General features: G+C 73.4%; 15 protein-coding genes. 8 read left to right on the forward strand and 7 right to left on the reverse strand.

Annotated features, from left to right (window positions below; translation table 11 throughout):
• The first annotated feature begins 30 nt into the window (after positions 1-30).
• From ACZ4O3_RS25820 to ACZ4O3_RS25845, 6 genes are all read left to right on the forward strand, one after another.
• A complete protein-coding gene (locus ACZ4O3_RS25820) occupies positions 31-522 on the forward strand; it encodes an Lrp/AsnC family transcriptional regulator (protein ID WP_362733210.1) in 492 nt (163 codons plus the stop codon).
• A 33-nt stretch (positions 523-555) separates the two neighbouring features.
• Complete coding sequence (locus ACZ4O3_RS25825; protein WP_467724459.1) at positions 556-2,244, forward strand: DUF885 domain-containing protein; 1,689 nt, start codon at positions 556-558, stop codon at positions 2,242-2,244.
• A 173-nt stretch (positions 2,245-2,417) separates the two neighbouring features.
• Positions 2,418-3,092, forward strand: coding sequence for a hypothetical protein (locus tag ACZ4O3_RS25830; RefSeq protein WP_362729769.1), 675 nt, complete (start codon positions 2,418-2,420; stop codon positions 3,090-3,092).
• A 145-nt stretch (positions 3,093-3,237) separates the two neighbouring features.
• Positions 3,238-3,465 carry a ferredoxin gene (locus ACZ4O3_RS25835; RefSeq protein WP_384997766.1) on the forward strand — a complete coding sequence of 76 codons (228 nt, stop codon included), beginning with the start codon at positions 3,238-3,240 and terminating at the stop codon, positions 3,463-3,465.
• Positions 3,452-4,846 carry an NAD(P)/FAD-dependent oxidoreductase gene (locus ACZ4O3_RS25840; protein WP_362728968.1) on the forward strand — a complete coding sequence of 465 codons (1,395 nt, stop codon included), beginning with the start codon at positions 3,452-3,454 and terminating at the stop codon, positions 4,844-4,846. The genes ACZ4O3_RS25835 and ACZ4O3_RS25840 overlap by 14 nt, the downstream gene beginning before the upstream one ends.
• Positions 4,847-4,880: 34 nt before the next feature.
• Complete coding sequence (locus tag ACZ4O3_RS25845; protein WP_384997693.1) at positions 4,881-6,113, forward strand: cytochrome P450; 1,233 nt, start codon at positions 4,881-4,883, stop codon at positions 6,111-6,113.
• 7 nt (positions 6,114-6,120) lie between these two features.
• Here the strand turns inward: ACZ4O3_RS25845 and ACZ4O3_RS25850 are convergent, their stop codons facing one another.
• Both ACZ4O3_RS25850 and ACZ4O3_RS25855 read right to left on the reverse strand, forming a co-directional pair.
• A complete protein-coding gene (locus tag ACZ4O3_RS25850) occupies positions 6,121-6,636 on the reverse strand; it encodes an immunity 21 family protein (RefSeq protein ID WP_362728972.1) in 516 nt (171 codons plus the stop codon).
• Between the two features lie 47 nt (positions 6,637-6,683).
• Entirely contained in the window at positions 6,684-7,157 is a 474-nt protein-coding gene (locus tag ACZ4O3_RS25855) for a rhodanese-like domain-containing protein (RefSeq protein ID WP_467724461.1), read from the reverse strand.
• 134 nt (positions 7,158-7,291) lie between these two features.
• On the opposite strand from ACZ4O3_RS25855, the gene ACZ4O3_RS25860 reads away from it, so the two are divergent.
• The gene (locus ACZ4O3_RS25860) at positions 7,292-7,738 is read left to right on the forward strand and encodes an Lrp/AsnC family transcriptional regulator (protein WP_467724462.1); all 447 of its coding nucleotides are present in this window, start codon (positions 7,292-7,294) and stop codon (positions 7,736-7,738) included.
• A 78-nt stretch (positions 7,739-7,816) separates the two neighbouring features.
• On the opposite strand, the gene ACZ4O3_RS25865 is transcribed toward ACZ4O3_RS25860, so the two are convergent.
• The 5 genes from ACZ4O3_RS25865 to ACZ4O3_RS25885 form a co-directional block, all read right to left on the reverse strand.
• On the reverse strand, positions 7,817-10,807 hold the full coding sequence (locus tag ACZ4O3_RS25865; RefSeq protein ID WP_467724464.1) for an AAA family ATPase: 2,991 nt from the start codon (positions 10,805-10,807) through the stop codon (positions 7,817-7,819).
• A 34-nt stretch (positions 10,808-10,841) separates the two neighbouring features.
• The gene (locus ACZ4O3_RS25870; protein WP_467724465.1) at positions 10,842-12,005 is read right to left on the reverse strand and encodes an exonuclease SbcCD subunit D; all 1,164 of its coding nucleotides are present in this window, start codon (positions 12,003-12,005) and stop codon (positions 10,842-10,844) included.
• 107 nt (positions 12,006-12,112) lie between these two features.
• Positions 12,113-12,739, reverse strand: coding sequence for a YigZ family protein (locus ACZ4O3_RS25875; protein ID WP_467724467.1), 627 nt, complete (start codon positions 12,737-12,739; stop codon positions 12,113-12,115).
• A gap of 48 nt (positions 12,740-12,787) precedes the next feature.
• The gene (locus tag ACZ4O3_RS25880) at positions 12,788-13,330 is read right to left on the reverse strand and encodes a SixA phosphatase family protein (protein ID WP_384997706.1); all 543 of its coding nucleotides are present in this window, start codon (positions 13,328-13,330) and stop codon (positions 12,788-12,790) included.
• Positions 13,327-14,058, reverse strand: a complete 732-nt coding sequence (locus tag ACZ4O3_RS25885; RefSeq protein WP_467724468.1) for a hypothetical protein — start codon at positions 14,056-14,058, stop codon at positions 13,327-13,329. Before ACZ4O3_RS25885 ends, ACZ4O3_RS25880 begins: the two co-directional genes overlap by 4 nt.
• A gap of 208 nt (positions 14,059-14,266) precedes the next feature.
• Between ACZ4O3_RS25885 and ACZ4O3_RS25890 the strand changes: the two genes are divergently transcribed.
• Positions 14,267-14,680 carry a CoA-binding protein gene (locus ACZ4O3_RS25890; protein ID WP_362727658.1) on the forward strand — a complete coding sequence of 138 codons (414 nt, stop codon included), beginning with the start codon at positions 14,267-14,269 and terminating at the stop codon, positions 14,678-14,680.
• Positions 14,681-14,777 lie beyond the last annotated feature (97 nt).

The raw sequence follows: 14,777 nt of genomic DNA on the forward strand, positions 1-14,777 counted from the left end.
CGGAAGCGGACACCGTGTTACGTTCGCCGTATGGCCGAATCTGTCGTACTGGATCCGGTCGATCTGCATCTGCTTCGGCTGCTGCAGAACGACGCCCGGACCACCTACCGCGATCTCGCCGCGCGGGTGGGCGTGGCACCGTCGACCTGTCTGGACCGGGTGACCCGGCTGCGGCGCTCCGGAGTGATCCTCGGGCACCGCCTCGAGCTGGACCCGGCCAAGCTCGGGCGCGGTCTCGAAGCGCTGCTGTCGGTGCAGGTGCGGCCGCACCGAAGGGAGTTGGTGGGGCCGTTCGTGGAGCGGATCAGGGCACTGCCGGAGTCCCGGACGGTGTTCCATCTGACCGGTCCCGACGACTACCTCGTCCATGTGGCGGTGGCCGACATGACGGACCTCCAGCGGCTGGTCCTGGACGAGTTCACGTCCCAGCGCGAAGTGGCCCGGGTGGAGACCCGGTTGATCTTCCAGCAGTGGGAGTGCGGACCGCTGCTCCCGCCCACGCCGTCGGCCCAAACCCCGTGACGTCCGGCGGCCCGTCGTACGAGGATGGACCGCATGTCACAGACCAAGAGCCCGCTGCCCCGTCAGGTCGCCGACACCTTCGTCGACGAGCTCATCGCCCTCGATCCGATCACCGGTACGTTCCTCGGCGTCAAAGAGAGTTCGAGCCGGCTGCCCGACACCTCGCCGGCCGGCGACGAGGCGCTCGCCCGGCTCCAGCGGGACACGCTCGCAAGGCTCGCCGAGGCCGAACGGCAGCCCGGCGCGGACAGTGACATCGAGCGTCGCTGTGCCCGCCTGCTGCGCGAGCGGCTGACCGCCTCCCTCGCCGTGCACGAGGCGGACGAGAGCCTGCGTTCGGTCAGCAACCTCAGCTCGGCCGCGCACGCGGTGCGCCAGGTGTTCACCGTGACGCCCACGGCCACCGACGAGGACTGGACGGCGATCGCCGAGCGGCTGCGTGCCGTACCGGCGGCGCTGGAGGGCTACCGGCAGTCCCTGGAACTCGGTCTGGAGCGGAAGCTGCACGCGGGCCCGCGTGCCACCGCCACCTTCGTCGGGCAGCTCGGCGAATGGGCCGGCCCGGGCGACGGGCAGGGCTGGTTCGAGCAGTTCGCCGCGGCCGGGCCACAGGCGCTGCGCGCCGAACTGGACGAGGCCGCCCGCTCCGCCACCCGGGGCGTCGCGGCGCTGCGTGACTGGATGCGGGACGTCTACGCGCCGGCGATCGAGGGCGCCCCCGACGTGGTGGGCCGCGAGCGGTACGCCCGCTGGGTGCGCTACTTCAACGGCACCGACCTCGACCTCGACGAGGCCTACGCGTACGGCTGGTCCGAGTACCACCGGCTGCTGGGCGAGATGAGGACCGAGGCGGAGAAGATCCTGCCCGGCGCGGCCACGCCGTGGGTGGCGCTGGCGCACCTGGACGAGCACGGCACCCACATCGAGGGCGTCGACGAGGTCCAGCGCTGGCTGCAGTCCGTGATGGACGAGGCCATCGAGAAGCTGGACGGCACCCACTTCGACCTGGCCGAGCGGGTCCGCCGCGTGGAGTCCCGGATCGCGCCTCCGGGGAGCGCCGCGGCGCCGTACTACACGCCGCCGTCGGACGACTTCTCGCGCCCGGGCTGCACCTGGCTGCCGACCATGGGCCAGACCCGGTTCCCGGTCTACGACCTGGTCTCGACCTGGTACCACGAGGGCGTTCCCGGCCACCACCTCCAGCTGGCCCAGTGGAAGCACATCGCCGGGAACCTCTCCCGCTACCAGGCCAGCGTGGGCATGGTCAGTGCCAACGCCGAGGGCTGGGCGCTGTACGCGGAGCGGCTGATGGACGAACTGGGCTTCCTCACCGACCCGGAGCGCCGGCTCGGCTACCTGGACGCGCAGATGATGCGCGCCGCGCGGGTCATCATCGACATCGGGATGCACCTGGAGCTGACGATCCCGGAAGACTCCCCCTTCCACCCCGGGGAGCGGTGGACGCCGGAACTGGCACAGGAGTTCTTCGGCGCGCACAGCAGCCGGCCGGCGGACTTCGTGGAGAGCGAGCTGACCCGCTATCTGTCCATGCCGGGGCAGGCCATCGGCTACAAGCTGGGCGAGCGGGCCTGGCTGACGGGCCGCGAGCAGGCCCGCGAGCGGCGCGGCGACGCCTTCGACCTCAAGACCTGGCACATGGCGGCCCTGTCCCAGGGTTCGCTGGGCCTGGACGACCTGGTGGACGAACTGTCGCAGCTGTGACGGCGGTCTGAGGAGCGGCCGCCTCGGTCCGGGCGCCCACCACCGGTGGGCGCCCGGTGGCGGCCGCCACCGGGTCGTCGCGGTCTGCCGTTCGGGGGTGCTCCGGTGGCGGCGGCCGGTGGCAGGAGGCTTTCTGGTGCCAGGGGCCACCGGCAACAGGAAGCGAGCCGCCCATGCAGATCTCCACGACCCCACGGCGGGAGCCGTTGCAGACCCCACGCGCCGCCGGCGTGGCCGGGATCGTGTTCGCGCTGCTGCTCGCGGCCGCCATCGTGCTCATCCGGCTCGGCATCCCCCAGGGCGCCGACGCGGTCTCCTTCCAGCAGCCGGATCCCTCCCGGCGCAGCGCCGTCCGCTGGGCCCTCCTGCTGGTGCCGTTCGCCGGCATCTTCTTCCTGTGGTTCGTCGGAGCCGTCCGCTCGCACGTCGGCGACGCCGAGGACCGGTTCGTGGCCACCGTGTACCTCGGCAGCGCCTTGGTCTTCACGGCCACCATGTTCGCCGCCGCGGCGGTGGCCTCGGCCGTGCTGGCCACCTCCCATCCGGCGGGGACCTCACCCTCCCGGCCCACCTGGGACTTCGGCCAGCACCTCGCCTACACGCTGATGATCGAGTACGCGATGCGGATGGCGGCCGTCTTCGTCTGTTCCACGTCGGTGATCGGGCACCGCCTGGGCATCCTGCCCCGCTGGCTGACGCTCCTGGGCTTCCTCACCGCGCTCGTCCTGTTGTTCGTCTCCGCCGCCGTGCCCTGGGCGGAGCTGGTGTTCCCGGCCTGGTCCCTGCTGCTCAGTGTGTACATCGTCATGGAGAGCTTCCGCCGCTCCGCGGCTGCCCCGGCCCCCTGAACGCTCACCCGTTCGGAACCCTCCGGCGCGCGGCGCCGGGTGCGGGATCCGATGCTGACGTGCGGGGAGTTCTCCGCCGTCCGAGACTTGAAGCCACGGAGTGGCGGTACGTACGACACCTGGCCACCGGAAGGGCGGAGCCATGATGCGCCTTGTCGTCGATCTCAACAGATGTCAGGGATACGCGCAGTGCGCGTTCCTGGCTCCGGACGTCTTCGCCATGCACGGCGAGGAGTCCCTCGTCTACAACCCGCACGCCGAGGAGGAGCAGCGGGAGCGGCTGGCCCGTGCGGTCGCCGCCTGCCCGGTGCAGGCGATCAGCGCCGACGGCCTGAACGGCTTCGCGGGAGGGACGTCCGATGGCGCCCGCTGACTATCTCGACTGGCTCCGGCGGGAGGGCCGGATCGTCGTCGTGGGTGCCTCGCTGGCCGGGCTGCGCGGCGCCGAGACGCTGCGCGCCGAGGGCTTCGCCGGCGAACTCACCATGATCGGCGACGAGCCGTACGAGCCGTACGACCGGCCGCCGCTGTCCAAGGCGGTGCTGCTCGGCAAGGCGTCCCCGAACCACACCGAACTTCCCCACCGCCGGGAGATCGACGCGAAGTGGCGGCTGGGGGTCGCGGCGACCGGTCTCGACCTGGAGGCCAAGCGGGTCCGGCTGGCCGACGGCGACGAGGTCGAGTACGACCGTCTGCTGATCGCGACCGGAGTCAGCGCCCGGCCCTGGCCCAAGGAGGACGAGGCCCGGCTGGACGGCGTGTTCACCCTGCGCACCCGGGACGACGCCACCGCGCTGCTGCGGCGGCTGAAGGCCGGCCCGCGCCGGGTGTTCGTGATCGGCGCCGGGTTCACCGGTTCGGAGATCGCCTCGGCCTGCCGGGAGCACGGCATCGAGGTCACCGTCGCGGAACGCGCGGGCGCGCCGCTGGTGGGGGCGCTCGGCGGGGTGATCGGCGCGGTCGCGGCCGACATGCACCGCGAGAACGGGGTGGACCTGCGCACCGGGGTGACGGTCACCGCGCTGGAGGGCGACCCGGCCGGCCGGGTGCGTGCCGTCCACCTCTCCGACGAGACCATCGTCGAGGCGGACGTCGTGATCGTGTCGCTCGGCGCGACCCGCAACACCGGCTGGCTGACCGGTTCCGGTCTCGGCGCGGGCCCCCGGGGCATCGCCTGCGACGCGGGCTGCCGTGCCTTCGACTTCCGGGGCATCGTCACCGACGACATCTTCGTGGCCGGGGATGTCGCCCGGTCCCCGCACGCGCTGTTCGGCTACCAGTTCCTCTCCCTGGAGCACTGGGGCAACGCGGTCGCGCAGGCGGAGATCGCCGCGCACAACATGATCAGTCCGAGCGCCGAGCGCAGGCCTCACCTGTGGGTGCCGGCGTTCTGGTCGTCCCAGTTCGGGGTGAACATCAAGTCGGTCGGGGTGCCGCCGATGGGCGACCAGATCATGATCACGCAGGGCTCGCTGGCGGAACGCCGGTTCGTCGGGGTCTACGGCTGCAAGGGCCGGACGATCGCCGCGGTGAGCTTCGACAACACCCGGTGGCTGGAGTTCTACCAGCGGCAGATCGAGAGGGGCGCGCCGTTCCCGGTGGAGTTCCCGACGGTGGACCGGCGTCCCGAGGGCCGGGTGCCGGTCGACGCCGACTTCCCGGACCCCGCGCTGCCGACGCACGGCCCCATGGTGACCCTCAGCGGCTACTCGCCGACCGACCAGCAGCTGGTCTTCCACCCCGCCCGCCACTGACCGTGCCCCGGCCCCGACGTTCCAAGGACCTGTCATGACGACGCAGACCTCGATGTTGCGCCAGATCACCGACTTCGCGAACCGCGCCAACCCGTACCCGGTGTACGAGGAACTCCGCAAGACTCCGGTGCTGCACGAGGAGGACGACGGCCCCTACATCATCAGCTCCTACCACGACATCGAGGCCCTGCTGCACGATCCGCGGATCAGCTCCGACGAGTCCAACGTGACCGTCGGCGGCCACGACGACCTGTCCGGTCCGGAGGCGACCGGGCTGCCGCCGAGCTTCATCCGGCTCGACCCGCCGGAGCACGACCGGCTGCGCAGGATCGCCAACAGCTCCTTCGGGCCGCCGCACCGGCCGCGCCGGATCGACAACATGCGGGGCCAGCTGGAGGAGATCATCACCGGTCTCATCGACGGCCTCGGGGACGCGCGGGAGTTCGACCTGGTCGACCAGATCGCGTACCCCTTCCCGGTCACCGCGATCTGCCGGGTGCTGGGCGTGCCGCGCGAGGACGAGCCCCGTTTCCGTGCCTGGGTCGACCCGATCGTCGCGGGCCTTGACCCCGACAGCCGTACGGCAGCCGAATCCCAGCGCGCCGCGCAGGAGGCCCGGCTGCAGCTCGGCATGTACCTGAACGGGCTGGTGGAGCAGCGCGTGAAGGAACCCCGTGACGACATGCTGTCCGATCTGGTGCACAGCAGCGGTCCGGACGGCGCCATGACGACCATGGAGGTGCTGAGCACCGCGGTGCTGCTGCTCATCGCCGGACATGAGACGACCGTCAACCTGATCACCAACGGCATGCTCACGCTGCTGCGGCACCCGGAGGTCCTGGAGCGGCTGCGCAACGACCCGGGGCTGTCGGTGCGGATCGTGGAGGAACTGCTGCGCTACGAACCCCCGGTGCAGCTCGTGCCGCAGCGCACCTGCATCGCCGACATCGAGGTGCGCGGGGTGACCATTCCGAAGGGTTCGCGCATCTGGCTGGTCCTGGCCGCCGGCAACCGGGACCCGGAGCGGTTCCACGACCCCGACCGCTTCGACCCGGACCGCCAGGACATCCAGCATCTCGGCTTCGGCAGCGGCATCCACAGTTGCTTCGGCGCTCCGCTGGCCCGCATCGAGGCCCAGCTCGCGCTGTCCCAGCTGGCGCGTCGCCTCGACAACCCGCGGCTCGTCGAGGACCCGCCCCCCTACCGCCCGAACGCGGTGCTGCGCGGCCCGCGCCATCTCAACATCGCCATCGACGGCCTGAAGTGACGACCGGTCAGTTCTCGATCCTGCGCAACCGCACCAGGCCCAGCCAGGTTTCCGGGCCGGGCCTGGTGTAGGCGGCCTGCACCTCGTAGGTGCCGGCCTCCAGCGGGACCCGCAGGTGGTCGCCGCCCTCGGCCTCGCCGCCCGGCCACGCGGAGTCGAACAGGACGACGGGGCCCGGCACCTGCCAGTGGATCCCGTTCTCCCAGACCGCGCTGTCGAGCGCGGCGGGTACCTGGGCCAGGAGCTCGTCCTCGGAGCTGGCGGCGGACCACCGTACGAAGGTGCCGTGGTCCGGCAGGAAGGACGTCGAGGCGGGTTCGTCCCCGAAGACCAGGGCCGCGCTGTCCCCGACCGGGAGCAGTCCGACGTACCCGTCGACCTCGCAGGCCCGGTCGTAGTCGGTGGCCAGTTCCTCGCTGTCGGCTCCGGCCCAGAACGGCAGGACCGTCTCCGGAACCGCCACGAGCGGGCCGCCGCCCGACTCCACCCACTCCACCGCGCCTGGTTCCGCATAACGAGTCATGGGGTGAACCTACACGTACAGCGACGGCACAAGTTCGCCGCCGGGAATCAGCAACCGCAGTCGCCGTCGACGGGTGCGGTCAGCGGGTCCGGGGCCCTGCGCGTACGGCCCCGCCAGGTCTCGAACTCGAAGCCCTCACGGGCCCAGTACTCGAACCCGCCGAGCAACTCCTTGACACGGTAGCCGAGTTCGGCCAGCGCGAGGGCGGCGCGGGTGGCGCCGTTGCAGCCGGGGCCCCAGCAGTACGTCACCACGGGCACCTCCCTGTCGAGGAGCCGGGCCGCCTGTCCGGGGATCAGCGCGGTGGGCAGGTGGACGGCGCCGGGGACGTGGCCCTGGTCCCAGGACTCCGTGGAGCGGCAGTCCAGGACGACGAAGCCGGGGTCGCCGTCCGCGGCCAGGGCGGCGGCCACGTCGGAGACGTCGGCGTGGAAGGCGAGGCCCGCCCGGAAGTGGGCGGCGGCCTCGGCGGGTGCGGCGGGGGCGACACGCAGGACGGGGTTCACGGTGGTGACGGTCATCTGGGGCCTTTCACTGGACGACGGTGCGGCGGATCTCCTTGACCGGAAATCTACGGCCGGTAGCCGGTCGCCCTGAAGGCACGATCCCCGGCCCTGCCCTTGTCCGGCCGGGGATTCCCTGCTATCCCTCCGCCATGACCGTGTTTTCCCCGGACGCCACCGACTGGCGCATCCTCGAAGTCCTCCAGCGCGAGGGCCGGGCCAGCTTCGCCGAGTTGGCGCGTGCCGTCGCGATGTCCCCGAGCGCGGTGACCGAGCGGGTGCGCCGCCTCGAGGAGGCGGGGGTGATCCAGGGGTACACGGCCGTGGTCGACCCGGAGCGGCTCGGCCTGCCGGTCCTCGCCTTCGTCCGGCTGCGTTACCCGAACGGCAATTACCGGCCCTTCCACGACCTGGTCGCCGCCACCCCCGAGATCCTGGAGGCGCACCACGTCACCGGGGACGACTGTTTCGTCATCAAGGTCACCGCCCGCTCGATGCGGCACCTGGAGGAGATCACCGGCAGGATCGGCACCCTGGGCTCGGTGACGACCAGCGTCGTCTACTCCTCGCCCCTCCCCCGCCGCGGCATCAGCACCTAGAAGGCTGATGAAGATCTTGGGGTTCTGGGCCTGCCGCTCCCGCGGCAGGGGCAGAAACCCAAGATCTTCATCAGCCTTCTAGACCCCGCGCTGGTGCAGCGCCGAGCCCGATCTGCCCTTCGTCACCTCCAGTTGGGCATGGATGCGGCGGCGCAGGTCCGGGACATGGCTGACGATGCCCACGCTGCGGTCGCGTTCGCGCAGTGAGTCCAGGACGTCGAGGACCTCGTCCAGGGTCTGGTCGTCGAGGCTGCCGAAGCCCTCGTCGATGAAGAGGGTGTCGAGCCGGACTCCGCCGGCCTCGTCGGTGACCACGTCGGCGAGGCCGAGGGCGAGCGCGAGCGAGGCGAAGAAGGTCTCGCCGCCGGACAGGGTGGCGGTGTCCCGCTCGCGTCCGGTCCAGGCGTCGACCACGTGCAGCCCGAGACCGCTGCGGCCGCGTCCGGTCCGGTCGTCGGAGTGGACCAGGGTGTAGCGGCCGGAGGACATCCGCTGCAGGCGTACGGTCGCGGCGGCGGCGACCTGTTCCAGGCGGGCGGCCAGGACGTACGACTCCAGTCGCATCCGGCGCTCGTTGTCGGCGGAGGTGCCGGCGGTGAGGGCGGCGAGCCGGGCGACCCGCTCGTACTCCTCGCGCAGGGGCCCGAGAAGGCGTACGCCCCCGGTCGCGCGGGCGGACAGCCGGTCGAGTTCCGCGCAGCACCGGTCGGCCAGGTCCCGGGCGGAGGTGGCGTCGCGCAGCCGCCGGGCCGCCGCGGCGGCGGCGCGCTCCGCGGCGGCGAGGTCGGCGGGCGGCTGCTGGGCGGCCGCCGCGGTGTCGGCCTCGGCCAGCACCGCGCGCACCGCCGCCTCCTCGGACTGCCAGTCGTCCAGGCGCCGTTGGAGTTCTCGGTGGGCAGCATCGCCGAGGAGGGCGGCGGCCGCGTCCTGCGGGGTGCCGAAGCCGGCCCGGAAGGCGGCGTCGGCGAGCCGGGCGTCGGCGTCCTTCAGACGTCCCGCGCTGTCGGCGGCGGTGCGGGCGGCGTCGGCGGCGTCGGTGAGCAACGCCGCCCGGCGCTCCAGCTGCCCGGCCCGGGCGGCGACGCTGGCGGCGCCTCCCCTGGCCGCCGTCAACTCCTCCTCCAGGGAATTCTGTTCGGAGTCGAGGCCGTCCCGCCGGGTCAGCCGGGCGGCGGCCCGGACCTCGGCCTGCTGCCGGCCGGCCAGCCGGCGCTCGCGCTCCTGCTCGGCGAGCCGCAGCTCCTCGTGCGCGGCGTGCAGGTCGGAGGCCGCACGCCGGGCCCGCGCGTACTCCTGCTCCAACTCCTCCAGCTGGGCCTCCAGCCGACCGGTGGGCAGGTCGGAGGCCGCGGCGGTGGCGGCGGCGAGTGCCTCACGGACGGTGCCGAGGCGCCGCTCGTCCTCGGCGCGCTGTTCGTCGGCGCGCTGATGGGCGGCGAGCGCACGCTCCTCCGCCTCCCGGTCCACGTGCCCAGCGAACTTCCGCGCGGGCGCCGGGTGTTCGGTCGCCCCGCAGACCGCGCAGGGGGCGCCGTCGGTGAGCTCGGCGGCCAGCTCGGCGGCGATGCCGGTCAGCCGCTGTTCCTTGAGGTCGAGCCAGTGGGCCCGCGCGTCGACGGCCCGGCGCGCGGAGGCCAGGGCTCCGCGGTGGGCCTCGTCGGTGTCCCGGCCCAGCTCGTCCCGCAGCCGCGCCGCCTCCAGCTGCCGGCGGGCGGGGTCGAGCTGCACGGCGAGCTGTTCGGCGCGGGTCGCGGCCTCCTGGGCGGAGTCGATCCGGGTCCCCAGCCCGGCGCGCACGGCGTCCCAGTCGGCGAGCCAGCCCGCGGCCTCGCGCAGGACGTCCTCGTCGTCCCGTTCCTGCCGGTCCAGGCGCCCGCGCTCGGCGAGGACCTCGGTGAGCCGTCGCTCGGCCCGGCGCGCGGACTCCAGCTCGCCCAGTTCCTCGGCCGCCCGGCGGGCGGCGGCGGCGAGCCCCGCCGCACCGGCTTCCGCGAAGGTCTCCGGCAGCAGCGCACGCGCGCGTGCCTCGGCGGCTGCCGCCTCGCGGTGCGCGGCCGCGGCGGCCTCCCACAGCTCCAGCGCCGGCGCCACCGTCGCCGCCTGCCGTCCCCGCTCCATCCGCGCCTGCGCCGCACGGCGGTCCCCGGCCCGCTCCTGCAGCCGTGCGGCCCGCTCCCCGGCCTCGGCGAACCGGGCCTGCAACCGGGCCAGTTCGCGGGTGTCGGCCAGGGCACGGTCGGCGGCGAACCGGGCGGACTCGGCCGCGGTGAGGCGGCAGTGGGCGACGGTGAACCGCTCGCGGGCGGTGCTGCGGGCTACGGCGGCGGCGGCGAGGACGGCCTCGGCGAGTCCGGGCTCGCCCGGGGCCAGCTCCGGCACCTCCATCGCGTCGCCGGCCTCCTGCTGCATGCGGTGCGCGGCGGTCAGCAGGGCCGAGTCACCTTCCCGCACCCGGGCCTCGGTCGCCTTGCGGCGCTCGGCGAGGCGCTTCTCGACGTCGGCGAAGCGCTGGGTGTCGAAGAGGCGGCCGAGCAACTGCCCACGGGCGCCCGCGTCGGCGCGCAGGAAGCGGGCGAAGTCGCCCTGTGGCAGCAGGACGACCTGGCAGAACTGTTCGCGGCTCATACCGAGCAGCTGGCTGATCTCCTCGCCGATCTCCTGGTGGGAGCGGCTGAGGTCCTTCCAGGCACCGCCCGTCGGGTCGTACTCGCGCAGCCAGGTCTGGGCCTTGTCGAGGGTGGTGCCGGAGCCGCGTTTCTTGGGGCGCTCCCACGGCGGCTGCCGGGTGATCTCCAGCCGGCGTCCGCCGACGGTGAGTTCGAGGCGGATCCCGGTGCGGGTGGCCGGGTCGGCGTGGTCGCTGCGCAGGGAGGTGCCCTGACCGCTCTGGCGGGCGCCCGGAACGGTGCCGTACAGCGCGTAGCAGACGGCGTCCAGGACGGAGGTCTTTCCGGCGCCGGTCGGGCCGTGCAGCAGGAAGAGCCCGGCGGCCGAGAGGGCGTCGAAGTCGACGCGCTGGGTGGCGCCGAAGGGGCCGAAGGCGGTGATGTCGAGCCGGTGGAGCCTCACTGGGCGGCCGCCCTGATCCGTCGCGCGAACCTCGTCACCGTGCCGCCTCGCGCACCGCGAGATCGGCGTGCACGGCGTCGAACGCCTCGCCCAGCACGGTCAGTTCCCGCTGGTCGGGGCCCGCACCGCGGACGTGGGCGACGAAGTCCTCGGCGATCTGGCGGTCGGTGCGGCCGGCCAGGCGGCGGGCGTAGGTCACGTCGGGGTCGTCCGGGGCGCGGTCGGGGGCGAAGACCAGACTGAGGGTGTGCGGGAAGCGGTCGGTGAGCCGGGCCATCGGGTCGGCGGGGCGGACCGGGTCGGTGAGTGTGGCCTCGATCCAGGCGGATTCGTGGCGGGTCAGGGCGGGGTCGGCGAGCAGGCCGTCGAGCGTGCCGCGGATCCGGGCCAGCGGGCGCGGGACCGGGCAGTCGAGGCGATCGGCGGTGACGGTGCCGTCGGCGGCGAGGTCGACCAGCCACATGCTCTTGCGGTGGCCGGCCTCGGAGAAGGAGTACGCCAGCGGGGACCCGGAGTAGCGGACGCGCTCGGTGAGGGTCTGGCAGCCGTGCAGGTGGCCCAGCGCGACGTAGTCGACCCCGTCGAAGACCCCGGCCGGGACGGCGGCCACCCCGCCGACGGTGATGTCCCGCTCGCTGTCGCTGGCCTCGCCGCCGGTGACGAAGGCGTGCGCGAGGACGACGGAGCGCGTGCCGGGCGCGCGGGCGGCGAGGTCGGCGCGGACCCGGTCCATGGCGGCGGCCAGCACCGGCTCGTGTCCGGCCTTCTCCACGGCGAACTCGTCCTTCACCAGCGCCGGTTCGAGGTAGGGCAGGCCGTAGAAGGCGACGTCGCCGAAGGCGTCGGTGAGGACGACGGGCGTTCCGCACGCCGACGGCTCCGTCCGCAGATGTATGCCGGCGCGGTCGATGAGACCGGCGCCGACGCCCAGGCGGCGGGCCGAGTCGTGGTTCCCGGAGATCATCACCGTGGGCACGCCCAGGCCGGCGAGCCGGTGCAGTGCGTCGTCGAACAGCTCGACCGCGGCCAGCGGCGGGACCGCGCGGTCGTACACGTCTCCCGACACGACCACGGCGTCGACGGCGTGCTCACGCACGGTCGTCACCAGGTGGCCGATGAACTCGGCCTGGGCGCCGAGCATGTTCACCCGGTGGAACGCCCGGCCGAGGTGCCAGTCGGAAGTGTGCAGGAGTCTCATGATCCCCGAGGTTAACCGGCTGGTCTGACATCACGGGCGGTTACTCCCGTATCAGCCCGTCATGAGTCAGATGAATTAGGGATGTTATGTCCGCTTGGTTCGGATCGTCACGCGTCCCCGTAGGCCTCCCCGCCCAGTTCGAGGCCCGCCGTGCCCGCGGTCGCGTCGGCGAGCCAGGCGCGGAACGTGTCCACGTCGGCGTCCGGCAGCCCGATCTCGATGGCGACCGTCTCGCCGTAGCGGACGTCACGGACCTCGCGGCCGGTGGCCCGCAGGTCGTTGTGGACCTTGCCGGCCCGCTGGTGGTCGACGGTCACGGTGGCCAGCCGGAAGCGGCGGCGGGTGATCGCACCCAGGCTGTCGAGGGCCTCGCCGACCGCGCCGCCGTACGCGCGGATCAGTCCGCCGGCGCCGAGCTTGACCCCGCCGTAGTAGCGGGTGACGACGGCGACGACGTACCGCATGTCGCGGCGCAGCAGCATCTGGAGCATCGGGACGCCGGCGGTGCCGCCCGGTTCGCCGTCGTCACTGGCCTTCTGGGTGGAGGCGTCGGCGCCGATGACGTACGCCCAGCAGTTGTGGCTGGCGTCGGCGTGCTCCTTGCGGACGCGCGCGACGAAGTCCTGGGCCTCCTGCTCGGTGGCCGCCGGGGCGAGAGCGCACAGGAAACGGGAGCGGTTGACCTCGGTCTCGTGGGTGCCCGCGCGGGCGACTGTGCGGTACTCGTCCTGCATCCGCCCAGCCTATGCGGACCCGCGGGCACTCCCCGCCCGAGGTGCGGCCTACCCGCGCCCGCCCCGCGGCACCATCACCTCCGTCAGCAGCGCCGTCCCCGGGGCCAGCGCCGTCCACGACGTCCCGTGCCAGGCCAGGACCGCGATCGCCGATGTCGGGAACTTCTCACGGACCCGCTCGAGGCTGTCGTCCAGGCCGTCCCCGGCCAGCGCCAGGACCAGCTCCTCCAGTCCCGGGTTGTGCCCCACCAGCAGCAGCGTCTCCACCTCGGGCGGGACCTCGTGCACGACCGCCAGGAGGTCGGGCACGCCGGCCGCGTACACCCTGTGGTCGTGGCGCACCGGTGGTGGTGTGCCCCACTGGCCGGCGGCCAGCTCCCAGGTCTGCCGGGCGCGCACCGCGGTGGAGCAGACCGCGAGGTCGGGCAGGCAGTCGGACTCGGCGAGGGCACGGCCGGCGGCGGGCGCGTCACGGCGTCCGCGGGCCGCGAGCGGGCGCAGCCGGTCGGGGACGCCCTCGGGCCAGGAGGACTTGGCGTGCCTCAGCACGACCAGGCGGCGCAGCGGTCCCGCGCCGGCCCGGGCGGTCACGCGGCGCTCCCGAGGTCACGGGTGAGATCGAGGGCGAGCAGCCGGTCGGCGTAGGCGCAGGTCTCGAAGCGGGCGCCGTCGGGGATCTCGGGCCGGTCCTCCATCCAGCGCAGGACGCCGAGCACCGCGGGTACGTCGAGGTCGTCCTCCCAGGCGTCCCGCAGCCGTCCGCGCGCCCTCTCCGGCACCGGCCGCGAGGGACTGCGCGCCCAGCGGGCCACCGCCTGCCGGAGCCGGCCGAGCCTGCGGCCGGCCGCGTCGAGGGCGCCGGCGCCGAGGTGGACGGCCGTGCCGCGCGGGGCGTCGAGGAGGGCGAGCCGGAGTGCGGCGGGGTCGGCGAGGCCGCCGAGGACACCGGCGTCGGGGCCGCTCGCGGGGGCGACGGCGAGGGTCACTCCGGCGCCGGGCACCGTCACGCCCGCCGCCGCCACGTGGACGACCTGGGCCTCGCCCAGTCCCGACGCGAGGTCGCGGCCGTCCTCGAAGGGGCGGATGCCGAGGGTGGTGGCGGCGGCGTGCAGCTCGGCCTGGTGACGGTCGGCGGTGAGCAGGGGGAGCACCGGGGTGCCGCCGATCTCCAGGGCGCGCATGAGCAGGTCGGTGGTGAGCAGCACCCGCAGCGCCGTCAGGTCGAACCCGGAGGCATGGACCTCGACCCGGGTCAGGGCGCGGCGGGAGGGGGCGGCGGGGACCGTGTCACCGGTCTTGGCGTCGAGGATGCGGAGCACGGCCCGAGCGTAGGCGGGCGGAGGCCCGTACGCAGGCACCTTGCGCCGATTCCGGTCACCGTGGCGGGACATGCGGGACATGCGGGACATGAGCCGCCTTATGCCCCCGCCTGATTCCCCGGCCCGGGCCGGCCCGGGCCGGGGAATCAGGGTCCGGGCGGGCACTGTTGGCCACGACAGATGTTCCCCCGAGCCGAGGAGGCCGACGATGTACGGCGACGATGCGACGATCCGCAGGATCCTGACCGAGACGGGCGACACCTGGGCGGTGGTCGGCCTGTCGTCCAACCGGGAACGCGCGGCGTACGGAGTGGCACAGGTGCTGCAGCGGTTCGGCAAGCGGGTCGTACCGGTCCACCCCAAGGCGGAGACGGTGCACGGGGAGCAGGGTTACGCCTCGCTCGCGGACATCCCCTTCGCCGTGGACGTGGTGGACGTCTTCGTCAACAGCGAGCTGGCCGGCGCGGTCGCGGACGAGGCGGTGGCGAGGGGGGCGAAGGCCGTGTGGTTCCAGCTCGGGGTGGTCGACGAGGCGGCCTACGACCGGGTGCGGGCCGCGGGTGTGGACATGGTGATGGACCACTGCCCGGCCATCGAAATTCCCAGGCTGAGCCGGAACTGAACCCGAGCCGAGCCGGAACCGAGCCGGATTTGAGGAAGATCTGAGCTTGCTGTCTTACCTTCTTCTCACTTTCCAAAGCTGAATACGGACATTCCAT

This window comes from Streptomyces sp. NPDC026515 (assembly GCF_055567595.1).